General features: G+C 54.8%; 21 protein-coding genes and 1 pseudogene. 5 read left to right on the top strand and 17 right to left on the bottom strand.

Features of this window, described 5'->3' with window-relative positions:
• Window positions 1-4: 4 nt before the first annotated feature.
• The 4 genes from AC3CHX_RS16965 to AC3CHX_RS16980 all read right to left on the bottom strand — a co-directional run bounded on the left by AC3CHX_RS16965 (window position 5) and on the right by AC3CHX_RS16980 (window position 4351).
• Entirely contained in the window at window positions 5-778 is a 774-nt protein-coding gene (locus tag AC3CHX_RS16965; RefSeq protein ID WP_488629207.1) for an SDR family oxidoreductase, read from the bottom strand.
• Window positions 779-839: 61 nt separating this feature from the next.
• Entirely contained in the window at window positions 840-1784 is a 945-nt protein-coding gene (locus tag AC3CHX_RS16970; protein ID WP_488644847.1) for a substrate-binding domain-containing protein, read from the bottom strand.
• 102 nt (window positions 1785-1886) lie between these two features.
• Window positions 1887-2873, bottom strand: a complete 987-nt coding sequence (locus AC3CHX_RS16975) for an ABC transporter permease (RefSeq protein ID WP_488644848.1) — start codon at window positions 2871-2873, stop codon at window positions 1887-1889.
• Window positions 2873-4351, bottom strand: a complete 1479-nt coding sequence (locus AC3CHX_RS16980) for a sugar ABC transporter ATP-binding protein (RefSeq protein ID WP_488629208.1) — start codon at window positions 4349-4351, stop codon at window positions 2873-2875. The genes AC3CHX_RS16975 and AC3CHX_RS16980 overlap by 1 nt, the downstream gene beginning before the upstream one ends.
• Window positions 4352-4650: 299 nt before the next feature.
• Here AC3CHX_RS16980 and rpiB point away from each other — a divergent pair, with 299 nt between their 5' ends.
• Both rpiB and AC3CHX_RS16990 read left to right on the top strand, forming a co-directional pair.
• Window positions 4651-5124, top strand: a complete 474-nt coding sequence (gene rpiB / locus AC3CHX_RS16985) for a ribose 5-phosphate isomerase B (protein WP_488629209.1) — start codon at window positions 4651-4653, stop codon at window positions 5122-5124.
• A gap of 55 nt (window positions 5125-5179) precedes the next feature.
• Complete coding sequence (locus AC3CHX_RS16990; RefSeq protein WP_488629210.1) at window positions 5180-6139, top strand: sugar-binding transcriptional regulator; 960 nt, start codon at window positions 5180-5182, stop codon at window positions 6137-6139.
• Window positions 6140-6382: 243 nt separating this feature from the next.
• Here the strand turns inward: AC3CHX_RS16990 and AC3CHX_RS16995 are convergent, their stop codons facing one another.
• The 4 genes from AC3CHX_RS16995 to AC3CHX_RS17010 all read right to left on the bottom strand — a co-directional run bounded on the left by AC3CHX_RS16995 (window position 6383) and on the right by AC3CHX_RS17010 (window position 9289).
• Window positions 6383-6640: a hypothetical protein gene (locus AC3CHX_RS16995; protein ID WP_488629211.1), complete on the bottom strand. Its 258-nt coding sequence runs from the start codon at window positions 6638-6640 to the stop codon at window positions 6383-6385.
• Window positions 6641-6658: 18 nt separating this feature from the next.
• Window positions 6659-7075 (bottom strand): hypothetical protein, encoded by a 417-nt coding sequence (locus tag AC3CHX_RS17000; RefSeq protein WP_488629212.1) that lies wholly within the window; start codon window positions 7073-7075, stop codon window positions 6659-6661.
• An 89-nt stretch (window positions 7076-7164) separates the two neighbouring features.
• On the bottom strand, window positions 7165-7584 hold the full coding sequence (locus AC3CHX_RS17005; protein ID WP_488629213.1) for a hypothetical protein: 420 nt from the start codon (window positions 7582-7584) through the stop codon (window positions 7165-7167).
• A 571-nt stretch (window positions 7585-8155) separates the two neighbouring features.
• Window positions 8156-9289 (bottom strand): ABC transporter substrate-binding protein, encoded by a 1134-nt coding sequence (locus AC3CHX_RS17010; RefSeq protein WP_488629214.1) that lies wholly within the window; start codon window positions 9287-9289, stop codon window positions 8156-8158.
• A gap of 533 nt (window positions 9290-9822) precedes the next feature.
• Here AC3CHX_RS17010 and AC3CHX_RS17015 point away from each other — a divergent pair.
• Window positions 9823-10737 carry a LysR family transcriptional regulator gene (locus tag AC3CHX_RS17015; protein WP_488629215.1) on the top strand — a complete coding sequence of 305 codons (915 nt, stop codon included), beginning with the start codon at window positions 9823-9825 and terminating at the stop codon, window positions 10735-10737.
• Between the two features lie 143 nt (window positions 10738-10880).
• Here AC3CHX_RS17015 and AC3CHX_RS17020 read toward each other — a convergent pair.
• Together AC3CHX_RS17020 and AC3CHX_RS17025 are read right to left on the bottom strand one after the other, a co-directional pair.
• Window positions 10881-11216: pseudogene (locus AC3CHX_RS17020) on the bottom strand (aldehyde dehydrogenase family protein); the annotation flags it as partial.
• Between the two features lie 473 nt (window positions 11217-11689).
• Complete coding sequence (locus AC3CHX_RS17025) at window positions 11690-12613, bottom strand: NADP-dependent oxidoreductase (protein WP_488629216.1); 924 nt, start codon at window positions 12611-12613, stop codon at window positions 11690-11692.
• A gap of 381 nt (window positions 12614-12994) precedes the next feature.
• On the opposite strand from AC3CHX_RS17025, the gene AC3CHX_RS17030 reads away from it, so the two are divergent.
• Window positions 12995-13909: an oxidoreductase gene (locus AC3CHX_RS17030; protein WP_488629217.1), complete on the top strand. Its 915-nt coding sequence runs from the start codon at window positions 12995-12997 to the stop codon at window positions 13907-13909.
• 267 nt (window positions 13910-14176) lie between these two features.
• Here AC3CHX_RS17030 and AC3CHX_RS17035 read toward each other — a convergent pair whose 3' ends face one another.
• The 7 genes from AC3CHX_RS17035 to AC3CHX_RS17065 form a co-directional block, all read right to left on the bottom strand.
• On the bottom strand, window positions 14177-14299 hold the full coding sequence (locus AC3CHX_RS17035) for a hypothetical protein (protein ID WP_488629218.1): 123 nt from the start codon (window positions 14297-14299) through the stop codon (window positions 14177-14179).
• A 326-nt stretch (window positions 14300-14625) separates the two neighbouring features.
• Window positions 14626-15477 (bottom strand): aldo/keto reductase, encoded by an 852-nt coding sequence (locus AC3CHX_RS17040; protein WP_488629219.1) that lies wholly within the window; start codon window positions 15475-15477, stop codon window positions 14626-14628.
• A gap of 133 nt (window positions 15478-15610) precedes the next feature.
• Window positions 15611-16036: a (R)-mandelonitrile lyase gene (locus AC3CHX_RS17045; protein ID WP_488629220.1), complete on the bottom strand. Its 426-nt coding sequence runs from the start codon at window positions 16034-16036 to the stop codon at window positions 15611-15613.
• A 74-nt stretch (window positions 16037-16110) separates the two neighbouring features.
• Window positions 16111-16938 (bottom strand): SDR family oxidoreductase, encoded by an 828-nt coding sequence (locus AC3CHX_RS17050; protein WP_488629221.1) that lies wholly within the window; start codon window positions 16936-16938, stop codon window positions 16111-16113.
• Between the two features lie 46 nt (window positions 16939-16984).
• The gene (locus AC3CHX_RS17055) at window positions 16985-17968 is read right to left on the bottom strand and encodes an aldo/keto reductase (RefSeq protein WP_488629222.1); all 984 of its coding nucleotides are present in this window, start codon (window positions 17966-17968) and stop codon (window positions 16985-16987) included.
• Window positions 17969-18003: 35 nt separating this feature from the next.
• Window positions 18004-18585, bottom strand: a complete 582-nt coding sequence (locus tag AC3CHX_RS17060; protein WP_488629223.1) for an NAD(P)H-binding protein — start codon at window positions 18583-18585, stop codon at window positions 18004-18006.
• A 9-nt stretch (window positions 18586-18594) separates the two neighbouring features.
• Window positions 18595-19587, bottom strand: a complete 993-nt coding sequence (locus tag AC3CHX_RS17065; protein WP_488629224.1) for an aldo/keto reductase — start codon at window positions 19585-19587, stop codon at window positions 18595-18597.
• Between the two features lie 101 nt (window positions 19588-19688).
• Here AC3CHX_RS17065 and AC3CHX_RS17070 point away from each other — a divergent pair, with 101 nt between their 5' ends.
• A complete protein-coding gene (locus AC3CHX_RS17070; RefSeq protein WP_488629225.1) occupies window positions 19689-20579 on the top strand; it encodes a LysR family transcriptional regulator in 891 nt (296 codons plus the stop codon).
• The last annotated feature ends 119 nt before the right edge of the window (window positions 20580-20698 follow it).

Below are 20698 nucleotides of genomic sequence, written 5' to 3' on the forward strand. Positions count from 1 at the left end.
TTCACTATTGTGCGGTGTATCCGCCATCGATCAGGATGTTCTCGCCATTGATCATTGCAGCCCCGTCACTGGCCAGGTACAGGATCAGTCCAGCCACTTCCCCTGGACGTGCAAAGCGGCCAACCGGAATCTTTGCCTTCATTTCATCGCCAACTTTTCCGGCCCAGGCTTTTTTCCCAAGCTCGGTTTCTACCACCGTCGGCGACACCGCATTGACCGTCACGCCGTGCGGTGCCCATTCGACCGCCAACACCTTTGTCATGCCGATCAACGCGGCTTTACTGGCGCAATAAGCAACATGGCGCTCCAGCGCAATGACGCTGGCCTGCGAAGCCAGGTTGACGATACGACCATAGTGTTGACGAATCATGTGCCGACCTGCTGCCTGCGCCAGCATAAACGGGGCCTTCAAATTGACGGCCATCGTTTTATCCCAGTCGGATTCGGACAAGGCAGCCGCCGACTCCAGCAAGGCGACTCCCGCGTTGTTGATCAGGATATCGATCTTGCCGAATTGCTCGACGACCTGTTTTATCACCAAGTCAATCGCCGCTGAATCCGTCACGTCCAGCGCAATTGCCAGATGTCGGTTTGCGCCACCCGCCAGACGGGCCGGCAACTCAGACACGGCAGGGCTCATATCGAGCAGCGCAACCTGTGCGCCGCATTGCGCGAACAACTCCGCTACTGCCAGACCGATGCCATTAGCCGCCCCGGTCACAATAGCGACCTTACCGGTCAGATCAAAGCCGTGTGTTGATGTTGATTCTGTTATCACCGTTGCTCCTACTACTGATTGTGGGTCATTGAAGATACCTCTGCGAGGTATCTTCATTTCGTCATTTCTTCACTTTTTTGAGAAATGCATCTGCGTTGGACGGTATGATTTCAGTCCATGGCACTGTATATGACTTTGCTGTGCCATCAGCCCACGGCATATTGGCGGCATACTCCGTCCAGATTGCAGAGCGCGGTTTGTATGACGTACCTTTCAGTGTCCGCAGCGCAACATCCAGCGCACCCTGTGCCTGCGCCTGTGCGTCCTGGAAGTTGGTAGTCATTTCGCTACGCTTGACCGCTCCGATAGCGTCGGCAATGCCGTCCACGCCAACGACTGGAATCATCTTCAGATCGATTCCTTTGGATTTGATCGCTTGTACCGCCCCCAACGCTTCATCGTCATTTTGCGCGATGACGCCATTGATCTTGCCCGGAAATGCAGTCAGCCAGTTCTCCATCAACGCCATCGATTCCGCACGCGACCAGTTAGCCGTTTTGCGTGCAAGGACTTTGACATTCGGGTATTTATCCAGCACTTCCTGATTACCTTTGGCACGCTCGATTTGCGCGGACTGACCGATCGGACCTTCAATGACGACGACATTGCCTTTACCACCGATAGCCTTGATCAGCGATTCCGCCTCCATGCGACCGGCAACCACATCATCATTACCGACGTACGATGTCAATTGATCACCCGACACCCGTGTATTGGAACCGATCACCGGAATATTTGCGGCCCTGGCTTTGGCGACCGCTGCCGCGCCGGCTTTCAGATCGATGGGGATAAAAATGATGGCGTCAAACTTTTGCGTAATCATGGTGTCGAATTGATTGCTTTGGGTCAACGCATCATAGTTGCCGTCGAACACCGTCACTTGTACCGATCCGTCTTTGACCGATGGATGCTCTTTCAACGACTTGCTCCACATTTGCATGAACTCGCCCTTCAATCCATATACCGCAGCACCGATACGCAACGGCTTGGCTGAAGTTTGCGCCATGGCTGAAGTTGAGGTAGCAACCGCCAGTACCAAAACTATCTTTTTCAGTAACATCATTTTATTTATCTCCATGATTGAATAATCGATTAATCGCTTAATCGCTCAACTACTTTTTTTACGTGAAGCATCCAACAAAACGGCACCAACAATGATGACGCCTTTTACCACCTGCTGATAATACGAAGACACGCCCAACAGATTCAAACCGTTATTGATGACACCTATCAGCAATGCGCCGACGACTGTACCGCCCAACGACCCGGCGCCACCGGACAGGCTGGTACCGCCGATTACCACCGCGGCGATCGCATCCAGCTCGTAGGACAGGCCGGCTTGCGGCAACGCTGCGGTAGTTCTGGCGGCCAGCACCAGACCGGCAAGTCCGGCCAGTAAGCCGCTGACGACATATACGGAAAAGATCATCTTTCCAGTGGCAATGCCGCTGGTCTTGGCGCTCTTTGCATTGCCGCCAACCGCATAGATATAGCGACCGTAGGTGGTGTATCGCAATACAAACCAGAAGACGACAATTACCACCGCAAAAATCAATACCGGCACCGGTATCTGCCACAGATGACCGCCGCCAATTGCTAAAAATGCGCTCGGCAAATCGGACACCGGCATGCCGCCGTTATAGATGTAAGTAAAACCGCGTGCGACGCTTAACATGCCAAGCGTTGCCACGAACGGCGGAACGGAGAAGCGCGCCACCAGCAAACCATTCACAGCCCCCAGTCCGCCACCGACGCACAAAGCAGCAGCGATCCCCACCGCAATGCCATGCGGGTTATCACCGGACACCAGGGAGGCACTGACAATGCCGGCAAATGCCAGAATCGCGCCGACCGATAAATCAATCCCTGCGGTAAGAACCACATACGTCATGCCGATCGCCAATATGCCGTTGATGGCGGTTTGACGAAGGATGTCGGTCCAGTTACCCCAGGTCATGAAATATTCGTTCGACAAAGCCAAGATGACGCACAACAAAATGAGTGCAGCAACAATGCCGTAACGGGCGTAAAGGTGCTTTAAATCCACTACATTAAAGCGCCGCGAAGTTTGAATCATGGAGGTTTTAGTATTCATCATGAGGCCAAATGTAAAAGTTCTTCCTGGGTTGCGGTATGGCCGTCGATCAATGCGACTAGCTGGCCTGATTTAAATATCGCGATACGGTCGCTGACGTCGAGAATTTCTTGTGCTTCCGAAGACACCACAATAGCCGCGCCTCCGTTTAGCACAAAGTCGTCCAGCAATTTATATACTTCTCGCTTGGCGCCCTCATCGATGCCACGGGTCGGTTCGTCGCACATCATAAAAATCGGGTCCGTCGAAAAGCAGCGAGCCAATACAACCTTTTGCTGATTGCCGCCACTCATGGAAGAGACCGGGAGGGCGACAGAACTGGTTTTGATGCTCATCCGACTCACCATCGCGGCAACCAACTTCTGCACTCGACTTTTATCAATCAGAGAAAAATGCGATAAGCGCTTGTATGCCGCCAACGCAATGTTGTCGCGCACAGAACTACTTAACACCAAGCCAGTATCCTTACGATCTTCAGTGACCAGCGAGATGCCAGCTTTAATCGTAGCCCCCGGATTGCCAATTGGTATGGCTTGATTGCGCAAGCGCGCTTGGCCAGAATCAGGACGCGTCAAGCCATAGACGCAATTCAGGAACTCGCTGCGCCCCGCCCCCATCAAGCCGTAAATGCCCAACACTTCACCCTCATGTACGGTCAGAGAGATATCATTGAATTCGCCTTTACGGCTCAATTTGTTGGTTTCCAGCACGGCTTGCCCGGTAGAACGACGTTTCTTTTCGGCGCCGTTTAACTGTCGACCGACAATCGTACTGACCAGATAGCCGCGGTCGATATCTTTGATTAAGCCGCTATCGACGAAAGCACCGTCGCGAAATACCGTGTATTCATCCGCGATCTGGAATATCTCGGAAAGTCGATGAGAGACGTAAATGATCCCGGCGCCCTGCGCCGTCAAGCGGCGGATGGCATCAAACAACACCTCGGTCTCGCGCTCGCCAATCGCAGAGGTAGGCTCATCCATGATCATGATGTCGCAGTCATGACTGAATGCCTTGGCGATTTCGACCAGCTGAATCTGCGCCAGGCTCAGCGTTGACATCAATGCGCGGGGATTGATAGGGAATTGAAGTCGGTCGAGCAATTGCTCGGCTTGCCGGATCAGGCGTTTAAAGTCAACCAGAAAACCGGCCCTGCGCGGCTCCCGTCCAAGAAACAGGTTTTCTGCAACCGTCATTCCGGGAATCGGTGACAACTCTTGGGTGATGATGGCAATTCTGTGTTGCAGAGCCTCGGCTGGCGTCGCAAAGTCGACGGATTTGCCTTTCAGCAGCATCTCGCCACCATCCCTGCGGATGATTCCCATCAGGGCACCTAAAAAGGTAGATTTCCCAGCGCCATTACCGCCGCATAACGCATGGACAGTGCCGGGTCGCAGGCTCAATCGGCCGTCCTCAAGTGCACGGACGCCGTTAAACGCTTTTCGCACACCAGTCGCTGCAAGAAGAAGTTCGTTCACTGTGCCTCCTGTTGTTAATCATTTGCTCTATGCTGAGCAATTGCTTGCTGATTTGAATCATAGAAAACTTTTTAAGCACTGTCAATTAATTTGACTAAATAAAATTCAGCGTCCCCCGTCCAGCCATCGCCAACACTTTCCTCAGAATGAAAGTCGCGTTAATTGTGGAGCAAAGTCGATTTTCACTGAATGAGAATAGCGCTTGACAGTCGCCTCTACACAAATGAGAATATGTGCAGCCGTGAGTAATTTCTCATTCATTTGACGCTTGTAACGGCTGACAAGCAAAGGAAACTAACGTGAAAATAGCGCTAGGCTGCGATGAAGCAGCTTTCGAACTGAAGGAAATCATCAAAAAACATTTGCTGGCCAGGGGTCTTGACGTGAGCGACTTCGGCACGCATGATACGAAACCGGTAATTTACCCAGACATTGCATTCGCCGTCGCAGAACAGGTCGCGCAGGGGAAGTTCGATAGAGCCGTCCTGCTGTGCGGAACCGGAATCGGCATGGCGATTTCAGCAAACAAGGTGCCCGGAGTACGTGCAGCACAGTGCCACGACACCTACTCCGCTGAACGCGCCAGCAAGAGCAATGACGCGCAAATTATTACGATCGGCGCACGTGTGGTAGGACCGGAACTGGCGAAGGCCATCGTCGATAAATGGCTGGACGCTGAATTTGACGGCGGCCCCTCGCAGTCAAAATTGAAACGTATTGAAGAATACGAGTTGAACCTGCGAAACACCGACAATCCAAAGAACCAAACCTGATGCCGCCGTCACAGCACCGGCAGGCACCGTAGCCATGAAGATGAAAGGAAAGTAGATGTCGACTGACGAGCTAACACGGATAGCCACGCTTTACTATGTAGATGGGCTGACCCAGGAAGACTTGTCAAAGCGCTTTTCCATTTCGCGCGCCACCGTAGGGCGAATGTTAAAGCGGGCCCAAGAAGTAGGTATCGTCGAGATCAGGGTGCGCCATCATCCGCGCGATACAAGTCAGCTGGAAGAGGAATTAATCGCTCGCTTCGGGATAGAACGGGCGATTGTTTCGATCAATCACAAGGATCAGGATAAACAACGTGAGCTGCTGGCGGGTCTGGTTGCGAGCCACCTGGACCGGATTCTCGTCAACGGTGCGATTGTCGCCGTCGGCATGGGCCGCAATATCAGCGCCATCTCCGAACACGCGGTTTCTTCGACCCAGCGCTCCTCTACGTTCGTGTGTGCCATCGGCGGTTCCTACCGTGGCGGCGAGACGATGAATGCAGACCACATCTGCCGTCGGCTTGCCGCACGGTTTGGCGGAGAAAGCGAAACGCTATACGCCCCTGCCCTGGTCAGCGATCCTCTTGCGCGCGAAAGCCTGCTAAGCAACGAAACGGTAAAACAAACACTTGATAAAGCCAGAAGGGCCGATATTGCCCTGATCGGGATCGGCGACATGAACGATGACAGCAACATGGTACGAATGGGATGGTTCACGCCGGAAGAAATCTCCCAGCTAAAAAGCCTCGGTGCCGTCGGCGACATGATGGGCTACGATTTTATCGACATGAGCGGCAATCTCAGCAAAACTCCGATGCAGGCCCGCGTAATAGGCCTGACGCTCGTGGATTTGAAGAGGATACCGAATGTCATCGCGGTTGCCAGTGAAAGCACAAAAACCACTGCGATACTTGGTGCGCTGCGTACGGGCGTGATCAATACGCTTGCTACTACTGAGCATATAGCACAGTCGATTTTGAGTCTGGAGGAAGCGACGCGAGCATTGCCAGCCTGACCAGAAAAGATCAGCATTTTATTTATGAAAGTTGAGTTTAGAAAATTCTACTTTTAAACGCGATCATTTGGCGGGGGATTACCGACTTTGCGCAGCGCGGATGTACGTTCAGCGTAGACCCACGAAGGCATATTAAGCATTCCATAAAGGCGCAATCTCAAGGGTCAAATCGTGTAATCCGTGGCGAGCAAGGACATCCAGTTTTTACACCTTTTTTCCCAAATCATCTTGGTGTTAGTTGGTTCAATATTTCCATCTGATATAGAGAGCCGCCGCCACTGGTATCAAAAATACCGCAAGGGAAATAGGCAGTTCCTCACTCACGGAATAGCCAGCTCGGCTCACCCCGAACCATAGATTCGCCGCCGCTCCGAACAGCCACAACACAATGAACACCTTGACCGAAGCGCCGATAGCGCTAGGTCCGCCGAGCATACGTCCCATACCGAGACAGATAGCCAGCAATAGCAGACCGGATGCAATCGCCTTAACGGTATGCATGAAATATTTCCTTCTTGGTTAAGGTTTGAGAATCTCGGAATAGAATTGCACGCCGCGTCGCAAGTGCTGGTCGAAATCGAAACCCTGGCGGATCATTTCGTTGAAATCTTCCAGTCGGATCTCCATCAGGTAACTGTCGGCGCTAGCCACTAGGCGCGAAGCAACGGCAGCTGTGTGTACTGTGTCGGCGCCGTACCAGTTGCCGGGATCAGCGTGCCCGACCGGATACTTACGACTGTCTGTCTCGATTTGCCAGCCGCCATCCAGCAACACCCAGAAACTGCCGGGATCGCTGTCGCTGCGGGCAATAAGATTACCCCTGGTAACTTCCCATTCCTTCGAGTGGTCGATGACCCATTGCAACTGCTTACAATTGAGGCCGGTGAAGAATGGCGTCTTGGCCAGCAGATGTAGATAGGTGATGGACGGTTTCATGCTGACTCCTTGCGATGCTAATGCAGCGGTTTTGGGGCTGGCCGCCGCTACCACCGGCGGCGGGTACTGTAGGGCTTGCAGATCCGCACTCAAGCGTTCACCCGTGGACTGAGCAGGTCTTCCAGGCCAATGCGGCGGTGCATCTCGCTGCGCACGCGGTCGGCGACGCCGTTGACGATCTCGCTGCCGTCCTGCGATGGATCGATGTGACGGTGGAATGGCCGGCTACCGAACTGCATACCAACTATTTCGACGATGGCATCGGCCACCGAGCCGGCATCGGAATCCGCAGGTTCCAGCGCGGCCAGACCTTGCAGGGCCTGCTCAGGCACGCCGGCAGACGGACTGTCGTTATATTCAGCGGCACGCACCTGCTCGGCCGGGGCGGCGCTGCCGGAATAATTGATGACTATGGCGAAGTCGTCGTCGGCCAGGCGTTGCGCCACTACTGCGCCGATGCCGCGTGATGATCCCGTGACGATCGCTACTTGTTGGCTCGTGTTGTTCATTTGAAGTTCCTTGATGTTGACTTTTAGCGCCACCGAAGTTGCTCCGTCACTACCGATGAATTTGTTGTGCAAAGCAGTGGGTACATCATGCCGATTAATTTCCCGTAGATAAACCACCTAAAATTGACTACATAATTCGACTGCGATCAACAATAGCCTTGACCCAGTCCGAGGGGTTCACTTCACAAAATGATTGAATGAATGATCCGCTGTGGAGATACATGTTCGACCATAAGCTCTTACCACTTGCTTACTGCCTCCTTTTAAATTGAAAACATTTTGACTCGACAGAACAATGTGATTACGTTCGAGCTTTCCTGTCCGAACGTACCGGTCGGCGCCATGAAGCGCCTTGTCGAGAAAGGGAAAGTGTTGTCGCTTGGCTTGTGCGAAGTGACCGTTATCCAGCTTCAGCGATGAAGCAGCTGGATCCGGCGCTCTGGGCGATGTCGTTCGCAGCAGGCCGGACCAATAACCGAAACAGAAAAATTATTAGGAGACAAGAATGCACACCCAACAAGCGGGCATTGCAGCCGATAGTTTCGGCATCTGATTTCGCTAATAAGGGGTGCTATTTTGTTACGTTCTGGAGTACGGTAAGCTTGCCGCTGCGCATACCGACGATTTGCATCGACGTATGCGAATGATTGTTTTTATCCATCATGAAGGTTCCACCAGAAAGAGACGGCATTGTGCTTGCTTTCAACGCTGCCTGAATGGCCTGGGGAGCGTCGGAACCAGCACGACCAATTGCGTCGGCGATTAGTTTTGTCGCTTCGTACGCGAAGAATGCGCGTTGTGTTGGCACAATTCCATATTTGTCTTGATAGGCGCGAACAAAGATTGCCACGTCCGGGACGATCGGCGTGAACACGGATATACCTGATGCTTGCTCAAATTCACGCGAGGTCAGAAATTTGGGAGAAAGCGCCGTTGCGGCAACTGCAAAGTCAATGCGTCCAGCTAAAGGAGTTTTCCCACCACTTTGCTCATAGGCACGGAGAAATACGGCGCTCGAATTGGTCAGCACTGTAAGGATTCGATCCGGGGTAGACGCCATAAGCTTCGTAATGACATCGGCAATGTCTGTTACACCACTCTTGATTACTTGTGTGGTGACGATCGGAATTCCCAATTCGTCGGCTGCCAACTCCATAGCCTGCGCGTTTGCAAGACTGAAGGCATTGTCATCTGCGACAATTGCCACGCTGTGAACGCTCTGCGATTTCAACCAGCGAATCGTCGCCATTGCGATGTCCAAATCTGACGGATTGGTCTTGAAAACGTACTCGAAACCACCAATACCAGCGGCAGTGACGAATTCTTGCCCGGAAGAGATGTCTATAACAAATGGAATCCGCGCTGCGTTTGTGATCGGCATCACTACTCTTGTGACCGAGGTGGCCAAGGCCCCCAAGAGTACCGAGACGTGTTGTTGTTCGATAAGGCGTCGTGCCGCAGCGATTCCGATAATTGGATCTGCAGAGTTATCGGCATAGCTCGCTTCCACTTGGCGACCAAGCAAACCACCCGATTTGTTAATTTCGTTTAGCGCCAATTCGACGCCATACTGTTCGCTTTGCCCGCGATCAGCGTTTGGCCCGCTCAAGATAGTTGTCACTCCAATTCTGACCGGAGGGGCGCCGAACGCGGGCACTCCCGCAAACACGCAGCATAATGCCAGCAAACTCGACAAAAATTTCATTTCTAACTCCCTGTTTCCGTTTTCTCTTAGTGGAAAATTGTACTTACTCCAGATGCAGACGAACATGCATTATTGGAAGATTCTGTATTGACTGGCAGTGAGAGCTGATCGGCTAACAGGCTCGTGGCTGGGTGCTCTACGCGCCCAAGTTCGGCAATGCTGCCTGGATTTGATATACCTTCATCGAAGTCCCTCAAAGGACGTGCGCAGCCCAAGTCGATCAATTCGCCTAGTTCGAGAGGCCATGCTCCGGGCTGTTATACGAACCCCTTTTTGTTGGTGACGGGCTAACTGGCGTAGACCGCGCGGCGCGCTGATAGACGACCTTGCCATCTTTCGCGGCAATTACTGTGGTGCCGACGGTCTCAGCCGCTACTGACTGCGTCCTGAATAACCACATCCAGCGCATTTGCACGATCTCACAGAGACTTTGTCTTGAGCAGTGCGAGTCATCCCTCAGGTTACATTCCCACTCTGCGGCTGATAATATGCTCAGTAATATTTTCAGTTGATACTAGAGGTGTTAAATAACCATGCTCGATCGCATTACAGGAATGCAGATTTTTTCGCGTGCCGCCCGAGCAGGAAGCCTTTCGGCCGCTGCTCGTCAACTGATGCTGTCGCCAGCGATGGCCACCAAACACGTGGACGCGCTGGAGGAGCGCCTGGGAGTGCGATTATTCCACCGCAGTACCCGCAAGCTCACGCTGACCGAAGCGGGACAGCAGTACTTGGAGGTTTGCAGCCGATTGCTACCCGAATTGGAAGAAGTGGAAGCGGCGATTGCATCGCAGCGCCTGGAAGCGACCGGGCTGCTCCGGCTCAATGCGCCGCTATCATTCGGTGTGCGTTACGTGGCGCCGCTCTTACCAGCCTTTAACAAACAACATCCAAGAGTCACCGTGGATCTCGGATTGAATGATCGCGTCGTCGACCTGATGGAAGAAGGCTGGGATCTGACGATCCGGGTGGGGCCGTTAAAAGACAGTCGACTGGTGTCCAGAAAACTGGCCGACAGCGCCATGATCGTTTGCGCGGCTCCTGGTTATTGGGCGCAATACGGACGCCCCAGGCGCTGGTCCGACCTACAAGCCAACAATTGCCTCAGCTTCACGTTGTCAAACCTGTCGCGCCCAGACGAATGGCGTTTCGGCAAGGCCGGAGATCGACGCGTTGCCGTGAAGGGAACCTTGCGCACCAACAACGGCGATGCACTCGTCGCGGCCGCCATTGCTGGGCTTGGTGTTCTCTACGAACCAGAGTTCATCGTTGCCGATGCTGTCCGGCGCGGTGAGTTGGAGCGAGTCGCGCTCGATGCCGACACCGCAGATCTCGGTGGCATACATTTGGTCCGTTCGTCGGACCGAGCACCACCGGCAAAGGTCCGTGTCATGACCGACTTCCTTCTCGCGGCGTTCAATTCCAATCCTCCCTGGAAGATAGCTTGATGTCCCATATTCCGCCCTCTCCCATGCCTACTCCATGGATTCAGGCGATACGCAGCAGATGGTAAGTTGAATGAGGCGACAGGCTTGGCATCGTCGAACACCAGATGAGGGGCCTTACCTCCAAGTTCGAGCCCGATACGCTTGAACCGCGCGGCACCAGCGATGGCGATCGCACGTCCGGTCGAGGTACTGCCAGTAAAGCTGATTACCGGCACATCGGGCGATTCGACAAGAAATTTTGCGCCATCGGAGCCGCTTTCGACAAACAGATTAACTACACCTCGCGGTAACTCAGGAACGCTTGCCAGGATTTGAGCCGAAAGGTGTGCATTCTGCGCGGCCTGTGCGGGCAGCTTGACGACAGCGGAACAACCGGCTGCAAGCGCCGGCACCAAAGCCCGAATCAACAAGTAGGCTGGCGAGTTCCACGGGACAATCAGGCCGGCTACCTGGACTTCTTCAATCGCTTTCGGCCACACTCGTCGCTTGACCGCAAAACACCGGACATGGTCAACTTCGCCCCCCCCTATCAATTGCAGGCTGCTTGATGGGAATCCGAGTTATACACCGGCGCGTGCACTCGTGCTTGATGGAAGAGCAGCACACGCGCCCGTTCATAACCCTACGCTGCGGAGTTTCCACTTAAAAAGCTAAAACGCGGTCCTAACAAGCTGGGCCACCTCTTACGCGATGAATTAGTAAAGATTCGCACGTCTATCGAACAGCATCCCTTGGCAAGTCCTTGCTTACCGATTAAGTCGGAATTACCACAATTGAGTAACCACAGCGGACAGCCTTGAAATCGCGATGACGTCAACGCGCGCTCCCGTCCACGCCAATTTCCGGACGCTGTCTGCTGTATCTGAGTATCCATGCTCCGGAGTCTCTAACACATCGACATTTCACGTCTGACACAAACCAGATATGAATCATCTGCATGAGTATTTCGCATTTATCGTGCAACATGAATCAACACTTTGCCCACGGAATGTCCTGACGCAACATGTTTAAGGGCATTACCTGCTTGTTCAAATGGATATACGGTATCAACGACCACTTTTAGCAGTCCGGTTGCTACTAGCAAAGCGATCCCATGCAACGTTGCTGAATTGTTGGTAAGTGGTGCAAAGGCACCGCGGATCTCACCACGATTCCCAATCACACGATCAATAAGTGAAACCAGAACGCCATCAGACTTGATAACACTCCATGAGCGTTCTTGCGTCTCTCCGCCGATTGGGTCTAACACTACGTCGACGTCTGTCACACGCTGGGTAAAATCGTCTTTCTTGTAGTCGATTACCTCATCTGCCCCTAAATTTTTGATCAGTTCATGATTTTCCAAGGATGCAGTAGCAATCACGTATGCGCCGGCTAGTTTTGCGAGTTGTACGGCTAACGAACCCACGCCACCAGATGCAGCATGGATCAAGATTTTTTGTTTGGCACGCAGACGTCCTATATCGAACAAGGCGAGCCATGCCGTGCCAGCCGCAGTAGGTAGAGCCGCCGCAATCTTGAAATCAACAGCCTCTGGAATCAGGCACAAACCGTGCTCAGGGGCGATGGCATATTCGGCGAATGCCCCACCAACCCGAGCATCAAGGCGGCCGAACACTCTGTCTCCGCATTTGAAACGTTGAACCAGCTCACCTGTTGCCTCGACTATTCCTGAGATGTCAGTCCCAACGGTATAAGGAAAATCCAACGGGAAGATGGTTGCCATTCGGCCGGAGAGCAACTTAAGGTCGAGAGGATTTGTGCTAGCAAACTCTATTCGCACTCGCACTTCATGCGGTCCTGGCTGCCTGGGCTCGCAATCCAGCATCATTACATTATCAAGTGACCCATATTCGCTGAAGCGTAAAGCTTTCATAATCTTCTCAATCATTAAAGGCATGTTGAATACGACCCATCTGTAGAGATGAAAAACGTAGTTACATTAAAAGCAGCATCGAATTGCCGACAACAAAATAGGCGCACTGCCAGATTTACATCGCGAATCGATGTAACAGTGCGATGGCAACAACTCGAAATAGGTCCCATAAAAAACTCCACTGATGATCTTTTCAAGATAAAACGATCCTACATTTCATTCTCTGAACTGATAATCTAATTACTACGAAATTTAGTTCGCACTAATAGAAGGAAATGTACCGTCTAGGTAATCGTCATAATCTCAACCGCGTCGAAAGTGCGGCGCTGATCGGAGCATTTGTCCCCAGACATCCACTGCTCCCAAAAAAAGGGAAATCGAATGAAGGAATGGACCACGCACGACATGCCATCCCAGATTGGCAAGTTAGCGATCATCACCGGTGCGACCGGTGGCCTCGGCTATGAGATAGCGCTTGCGCTAGCGAAGGTGGGCGCGGAGGTCATCGTTGCGGGCCGTAATTTCGATAAGGGACGAACGGCGGTCGAGCGCCTTCAACGTTCGACCGTGGGCAAGCTTAGGTTCGAACCACTTGATCTGGCTAGTCTTTCATCCGTCCGGGCTTTTGCGGATCGCATCATCGGTCAGGAAAAACCGATCGACATTCTCGTCAACAATGCAGGTGTGATGGCGCTGCCCAAGCGCCTGACGACCCGCGACGGCTTCGAGATGCAATTCGGCACCAATCACTTAGGGCACTTCGCCCTGACGGGGCTCTTGCTGCCGCTGCTCTGCCGTGCGGCGGCCCCGCGCGTTGTTACGATGAGCAGCCTCGCCCAACGTACCGGAAAGATCGATTTTTCAGACCTTCAAGGCGAACAAACATACAGTCCGGGCGCGTCATACGCGCAATCGAAACTGGCGAACGTGCTTTTCTCGCAGGAATTGCAGCGCCGGAGCGAGCGGCGGAGCTGGGGTATCACAAGCGTCGCGGCGCATCCCGGCTCTGCGAAGACCGATTTGATCGTCAACGGTCCCGGCACTACCGGACTATTGGGATGGCTGGACAAACTACTAGGGCCCTTCCTCAGCCACTCTGCCGCAGAGGGAGCGCTACCAGCCCTGTTTGCGGCAACCTCCCCGAACGCTATCCCTGCCGGCTATTACGGACCGAAGAACGCATTCGAGATGAAGGGGCCGGTCGCTACAGCGAAGATCGCGCCTCGGGCCCTTGATACCGATGTTGCCGAAATGCTTTGGAAGGTTTCAGAAGACCTCACGAGCGTGCGCTTCTAACTGTTGGTTTAAAAAAAGATTTGGGTTACACACCGTTATGGCATTTGCTTGAACAGATGGAATATTCTGGCCCGCATGAGGTGAGCAAAGAAAAAATAGGTGCCGAGCACCATCCCGTTGGGCTCTTTGCTCAATTGCCACAGCCCTGGCGAAACTGGGGTCTGAGGTGCAGTGGAACGGAAACCCGGGTTAAGGAAACTGCTTGATGTGTTGACACGGCGGTCCCCTGCCTATGTGTCGTTGCTGACTGCCCCCCCGCTGGCCGGGTTACTCATCGTTTGCCGGATTACGCAAAGGCCGCAGCTCGCCCTTTGCCACCGCATCCGGCACCGAGAACGAATAGCGGCCGTAGTTTTCGCGCTGATCGTTCGAGAGAAAGCTGACTGGCATAGGTCCGATCTGTCGATTTTCTGGATGAACATTAAATCACTAAACTTTCGCGACCAAGGACGCGATTATCTTCACCTACTGCTCATTGTGTTTTGGCATGCCCTGTCCTCGCGACAGCTTCCGTTCTTCTAGAACTGCAAGGCCGCCCCTTGAGGGAAAGGGTCCGGCACCGGCTAGAATGTAGCGCCGACTTCAAGTTTCGCCGGTCGCCTCCAGCGCTCAGTTCGGCCCAATCAACCAAGCCGAGGAATCCTCGGCGTCCCAACTTTGTATTCATTACTGGGACCATGACTGGTTCCTCCTGTTTGCGCTTTGTTCTGTACGCTTTAAACATCGAGCCTTCGCTCGCTCATCCATTTGACCATTGCCGGATCGCGGTGCGAGAAGAAACTACTTTCCGCTTTGTCCAGCATCGCAATCCGCGCCATGTCGGCGTCATCCAGCGCAAAATCAAAAACGTCGAGGTTCTCTTCCATTCGCTCCTTCCGGACGGATTTGGCAAGGGATACGACGCCGCGCTGAACGAGCCAACGAAGAGCGACCTGACCAACTGATTTGCCATGCTTTTCGCCCATGGCGATCAGCTCCGCATTCTGAAACAGGTTGTTGCGCCCCTCGGCGAACGGTGCCCAGGCCTCTGCCTGTACGCCGTTATCGCGCATGAAACTCACGCTCTCTTCCTGCTGATGGAAGGGGTTGATCTCGATCTGATTGACGGCAGGGACCACTTCATTAAAGGCGATGATGTCCATCAGGCGATCAGGCTGGAAATTGCTGACGCCGATGGCGCGCAGCTTTCCTGCCTTGCAGGCCTCTTCCATCGCGCGCCACGAGCCATGAACGTCGCTATATGGCTGGTGGATGAGGTAGAGGTCCAAGTAGTCAAGCTGCAGCCGGCGAAGCGACTTATCGATCGCCTTCAAGGTGCGCTCGTATCCAGTGTCCTGTACCCAAAGCTTGGATGTGACGAACAGCCTATCGCGCGGCACGCCACAGTTTTTCAGTCCCTTGCCGACGGCCTCTTCGTTCATATAGGAGGCTGCTGTATCGATAAGTCGATAGCCGGCCCCGATGGCATCTACGACACAGCGCGCGCATTCCGCGTGATCGGGGATCTGAAAGACGCCGTAGCCGACGATCGGCATCTGAAGACCATTGTTCAAGGTGACGTTTTGCATGGTAGTTCCTTTCAAAGTTACCGCGGTGAGGTTGGTTCTGCCGTCATCCAGGCAGTGACGCGATTCATGGTCTTCTCGCCCGGGTGGCTGACTTGTTCGATGCTGCTCTCCCTCTGCGGCGGGATGGCGAGAATTACTTGGTGTTCTTTTCTGGTGCGGACGAGCCTGCAAAGTATTCCGCATCGGTGACCTTCTCCATCCAGTTCACGTTCTTTCCATCAAGCGCCTCCTGGACTGCGATATGAGTCATCGCAGTCGTGGGCGTGGCACCGTGCCAGTGCTTATGACCGGGAGGGCACCAGATTACGTCGCCGGCTCTGATCTCAACGATCGGTTCACCTTCACACTGAGTCCATCCGCACCCTGCGGTGACGATCAGCGTCTGTCCAAGTGGATGCGTATGCCACGCAGAGCGGGCACCAGGTTCGAATGTGACGCTCGCGCATGAGACGCGTGAGGGCGCGGGTGCGACGTTGAGCATGTCGACGCGTACGTTCCCGGTGAAATATTCCTCGGGGCCTTTGGCTGATGGCTGTGAGCCTGGACGTTTGAGGTGCATGAGAAGTCTCCTTTGAGGTTGATTGCGGGTTCCAGTTTTTGGGGTAAGACGCGTAACGCCGACATACCTGCCGGTCACTTCGGAGCGAGTTCTCCGTACCAATAAGATGCCGTCACACCGCCGTCCATAAGGAAGTCGCTGCCGGTGATGAACCCACCATCCGCCCCCATTAGCAGTGCGCCGACAGCCCCGACCTCGTCCGGGGTGCCGCCGCGTTTGGCGGGCGACAGATCGATCATGCGGCGGTAGCCTTCACCGCGCGGACCGCTCAGTTCGTCCCTGGCAAGGGGCGTGAAGATGATGCCCGGGCTGATCGTGTTGATACGCGCGCCGCGTTTGCCCCATCGCACCGCTTCGGCCATGACCCGCAGAGAATTCCCGCGTTTGGCGAACTGGTAGGCATGCAGCGAGTCCTTGACCTGGTCAGCCTGCAGCATCGGCAGAGCCAGCAAGTCTTCCACCGGGCTAGTTGCGAGAGCCGCGTTTTCCTCCGTGCTCAGGCCGGGCAAGCGGTGCCCGGACTGCGAGGCAATCACGACGCCCGCGTCACCCTCCGCGATGACATTGCCGAACTCTTCCAGCACAAGGGCGGTGCCGTACAAGTCGACCTTTAGGATCGTGGCCGGAGAAGCCTGCGACGGCGAGACGCCAGCGGCATGGATCAAGCCCGTCAAGCTTCCTAGTGCTGTAGCGGTCTGTACGAGTGCATGAACCGATGCGCGTGACGACACATCCACGACAGCCGTCGTCACCTCGAAGCCGGCGTCAGCAAGAACCTTCGCGGCAGCGTCCGCGTTCTCTTGCTTCAGGTCTGCAAGCAGCACATGCTTGCCGGCACTGACGCGGCGTGCGATAGCCTGGCCGATTGAACCGGCTCCGATAACAACAACAACGTTAGTCATGGTCTATTCCTTCTTGGTTGGGGTGATGTCCTTTAGCGCGGCGTTTTCACTTACCGACGAGCTTTTGCCGGTCTGCCGAATAGCGCGCGCCCTGAACCGGGACGCGGGAAACTGCCACTTCAATTTCGATCAGGTCGTCGGGTGACAGCACGACCGCCGCAGCGCCAGCGTTTTCTTCAAGACGATGCAACTTGGTCGTGCCGGGAATCGGAACGATCCACGGTTTTTGCGCAAGCAGCCATGCGAGCGCGAGCTGTGCAGGTGTGACCTGTTTGCGGGTGGCGATGCCTGCCAGCACATCCACGAGCGCCCGGTTCGCCAGACGCGCCTCCGGTGCAAAGCGCGGTACGGTGTTGCGGAAGTCTTTTGCGCCGAACGATGTCGCGGCATCAATAGCGCCGGTCAGGAATCCCTTGCCAAGAGGGCTGAACGGCACGAAGCCGATACCGAGTTCCTCCAGGACTGGAAGGATCTCCCTCTCGGGCTCACGCCACCACAGCGAATATTCGCTCTGCAGAGCGGTGACGGGCTGGATCGCGTGCGCACGACGAATGCTCTCAACGCCAGCTTCCGACATGCCGAAATGCTTCACCTTGCCTTCGCGGATCAGCTCTTTGACGGTGCCTGCCACATCTTCGATCGGGACAGCCGGGTCGACTCGGTGCTGGTAGAACAGATCGATGCGGTCTGTACGAAAGCGCTTCAGCGCCTCTTCAGCAACCTGCCGAATACGTTCCGGCCGGCTGTCGAGCCCTTTGGTCGTGTCTCCGTCCCGAAAGCCGAACTTGGTTGCGATCACGACCTGATCACGCATCGGCTCAAGCGCTTCGCCAACCACGCTCTCGTTGATAAAGGGGCCATAGGCTTCAGCTGTGTCGAAGAAGGTGATGCCGCGCTCGACGCCTGCACGAATCAGCTTGATGGCGTCAGCCGTGTCGGTTGCAGGTCCATAGCCATAGCTCAAGCCCATGCAGCCAAGCCCGAGGGCGGAGACTTCTAAACCACTTTTTCCTAGTTGTCGTTTTTGCATTTTGTTCCTCCTTTGATGAAGCGTTTAAGTTGCGTTCACTGACTTACACCGATGCTGCAGCGGACGTGCAGCGTTGGATCAAAAGCCAGCTTGACGATCAGATCGGACAGGCTGTTCAACGACACATCGTGTCCGTGGAACGGTTCTCCCTTCTGCGTGATTTGGTAGTCGACTTTCGGGTTATGCGTAAACCAACCGGGACGCAGAACCGTGTAGTCCAGGCTTGAAGCCTCAATGACGGCGGCGGCGTCACGGTATGGGTCCAGTACGCTGCGGTACTTCTCCCCCGGCACCTCGCCATAGATGCCCATCGAGCTGATGAAGATCAGACGTTTCAGACCGGCTTCTTTCATTGAAGTCTCAATGTTCCGGGCCTGCTCCGCCATATCGCCGGCAAGGCTGGCGAACACAACTTCCTGATCCTTCATCGCATCGATCAAGGCTGCGCGGTCGAGGACATCGCCCTCGACGATCGTTGCCCGCTGTGGGTCTGGATTCTTCAGCCGGCTCGCATGGCGCAGATAGAGGGTCAGATCTGCATCTGTGTTTTCAAGAAAGCACGCGGTCGTGTGGCGAGCGACCTGACCGTTTGCACCGAGGATAAGAACGCGGGTCATTTCTGCCTCCTATCGGTCCGCAATTGAGGTGAGGCCTTCCGATAGCGGAGCGCCTTTCACATCGATGGCTGCGAATGCCTCATCGATGTGTCGCAAGTCTTCGGGTGTGAGGGTCAGATCGGATGCGGCCAGGTTGTCGTCGAGATGCGCAAGCTTTGTTGCGCCAGGGATCGGCACGACCCACGGCTTTTGAGCAAGCAGCCAGGCGAGCGCGATCTGTGCGGGCGACGCGCCCTTGCTGGCAGCCATCGTCCGGAGAAAATCAACCACAGCAAAATTTGCCTTAAGCGCCTCCGGCGTAAAGCGCGGGAAGGTAGCGCGCAAGTCCGTTGCGTCGTCGAATTTAGTATCCGGTGTGATCTGACCGGTCAGGAAGCCCTGGCCGAGCGGCCCCCACGAGACAAAGCCGATGCCGAGTTCTTCGCATAGTGTTAACAGTTCAATCTCGGGTTCGCGCATCCAAAGTGAGTAGTGGTTCTGAATCGCCGCAACGGCTTGGACCGCGTGCGCACGTCGCACAGTCTTAGCGCTTGCTTCAGAAAGACCAAAATATTTGACCTTGCCCTCGGCGATCAGTTGCTTGACCGCACCGGCTACGTCCTCAATTGGCACGGCTGGATCGACGCGGTGCTGGTACAGCAGGTCGATACGGTCGGTGCGCAGGCGCTTCAATGAAGCTTCAACGACTTCACGAATATGTTCAGGGCGACTGTCGAGGCCGACCATCGTGCCGTTCGCGTCGAGCTTGAACCCGAACTTGGTCGCTATGACGATCTGCTCGCGGATCGGCTCGATTGCCTCACCAACGAGGAGTTCGTTGGTAAACGGGCCATATCCTTCGGCCGTGTCAAAAAAGGTCACACCGCGCTCGAAAGCACCGCGGATCATGGCGATGCCTTCTGCCTTATCGGAGGCGGGGCCGAGGCCAAAGCTCAGGCCCATGCAGCCAAGGCCGAGTTCAGAAACGGTAGGACCGTTGCGGCCCAGTTGACGTGTTTTCATGATGTTTCTCCTGTCTTGTGTTGATCCCATCTAGGTTAGGCCAGTTGACATTCAATGACTAGCCTGTTAAAACGACATTCAATTATTAGGAGATCTAATTAATGGCAGTTTTCGACGACCTTGCAGCCTTTGCTGCCGTAGTGCGGGCGAGGAGCTTTACCCGCGCAGCCGCTCAGATCGGCGTTACACAGTCCGCTCTCAGCCAAACAGTCCGATCGCTGGAGCGCAGGCTTGATCTGAAGTTGCTCAACCGCACGACGCGAAGTGTGGCACCCACGGAAGCGGGCGAACAGTTGTTCCGAACTGTCGAACCCCGACTGGCAGAGATCGAAGCCGAGCTGGCGGTCCTCGGCAACATGCGCGGCAGGCCCGTTGGCACTGTTCGGATCACAGCGACCGAACACGCGGTGCGGTCAATCGTTTGGCCCAGACTTTTGCCGTGGCTACCAAACTATCCCGAAATCAAGATCGAGATAAGCAGCGACAACCGATTTGTCGACATCGTAGCGGAGCGCTTCGACATCGGCATCCGCCTTGGCGGTGACGTTGCCAAAAACATGATTGCGTTGCGCATTGCGCCGGACATGCGCATGGTGGTCGTGGGAAGTCCGGCTTATTTCAAACGCAATCCGCCGCCGCAGACGCCGCAGGAGCTGAGCGAGCACGACTGTATTGGTTTGCGCCTGCCGACATACGGCGGTTCGCTGGCCTGGGAATTCAAGCATGGCGAGCGAATCACTACCGCCCACGTCGAGGGCCGCCTCGTGTTTAACAGGAGCGACTTGATGGCCGATGCCGCAGCGGCCGGGAATGGGCTGGCCTGGCTGCCGGACGACATGGTCCGTGAGCATCTCGCTGCAGGGCGGCTCGTGACGACTCTCGATGACTGGGAGATCACCTTTCCCGGATATCACGTCTACTATGCAAGTCGTCGCTCCTCGTCAGCGCTCTCGCTTGTTGTCGATGCCTTGCGACTTCCAAAGTCGCGCTGATCCAATCTTAGGGTAGCCGTGCCTGTAAAAGCTTCGCGCAAGACCCGGACCGACAGCGCCACAAGACGCTTCCATTGTCGACCAGCGCGACCGTGCAGAATGGCCACGGCAAACAGTGC

The organism is Glaciimonas sp. OK215 (assembly GCF_057787885.1).

Coding starts and splice junctions, on each gene's coding strand:
- AC3CHX_RS16970 (WP_488644847.1), bottom strand. CDS start 1,784: ATGGCGCAAACTTCAGCCAAGCCGTTGCGTATCGGTGCTGCGGTATAT.
- AC3CHX_RS16975 (WP_488644848.1), bottom strand. CDS start 2,873: ATGAATACTAAAACCTCCATGATTCAAACTTCGCGGCGCTTTAATGTA.
- AC3CHX_RS16990 (WP_488629210.1), top strand. CDS start 5,180: ATGTCGACTGACGAGCTAACACGGATAGCCACGCTTTACTATGTAGAT.
- AC3CHX_RS16995 (WP_488629211.1), bottom strand. CDS start 6,640: ATGCATACCGTTAAGGCGATTGCATCCGGTCTGCTATTGCTGGCTATC.
- AC3CHX_RS17000 (WP_488629212.1), bottom strand. CDS start 7,075: ATGAAACCGTCCATCACCTATCTACATCTGCTGGCCAAGACGCCATTC.
- AC3CHX_RS17005 (WP_488629213.1), bottom strand. CDS start 7,584: ATGAACAACACGAGCCAACAAGTAGCGATCGTCACGGGATCATCACGC.
- AC3CHX_RS17010 (WP_488629214.1), bottom strand. CDS start 9,289: ATGAAATTTTTGTCGAGTTTGCTGGCATTATGCTGCGTGTTTGCGGGA.
- AC3CHX_RS17015 (WP_488629215.1), top strand. CDS start 9,823: ATGCTCGATCGCATTACAGGAATGCAGATTTTTTCGCGTGCCGCCCGA.
- AC3CHX_RS17025 (WP_488629216.1), bottom strand. CDS start 12,613: ATGAAAGCTTTACGCTTCAGCGAATATGGGTCACTTGATAATGTAATG.
- AC3CHX_RS17030 (WP_488629217.1), top strand. CDS start 12,995: ATGAAGGAATGGACCACGCACGACATGCCATCCCAGATTGGCAAGTTA.
- AC3CHX_RS17035 (WP_488629218.1), bottom strand. CDS start 14,299: ATGCCAGTCAGCTTTCTCTCGAACGATCAGCGCGAAAACTACGGCCGC.
- AC3CHX_RS17040 (WP_488629219.1), bottom strand. CDS start 15,477: ATGCAAAACGTCACCTTGAACAATGGTCTTCAGATGCCGATCGTCGGC.
- AC3CHX_RS17045 (WP_488629220.1), bottom strand. CDS start 16,036: ATGCACCTCAAACGTCCAGGCTCACAGCCATCAGCCAAAGGCCCCGAG.
- AC3CHX_RS17050 (WP_488629221.1), bottom strand. CDS start 16,938: ATGACTAACGTTGTTGTTGTTATCGGAGCCGGTTCAATCGGCCAGGCT.
- AC3CHX_RS17055 (WP_488629222.1), bottom strand. CDS start 17,968: ATGCAAAAACGACAACTAGGAAAAAGTGGTTTAGAAGTCTCCGCCCTC.
- AC3CHX_RS17060 (WP_488629223.1), bottom strand. CDS start 18,585: ATGACCCGCGTTCTTATCCTCGGTGCAAACGGTCAGGTCGCTCGCCAC.
- AC3CHX_RS17065 (WP_488629224.1), bottom strand. CDS start 19,587: ATGAAAACACGTCAACTGGGCCGCAACGGTCCTACCGTTTCTGAACTC.
- AC3CHX_RS17070 (WP_488629225.1), top strand. CDS start 19,689: ATGGCAGTTTTCGACGACCTTGCAGCCTTTGCTGCCGTAGTGCGGGCG.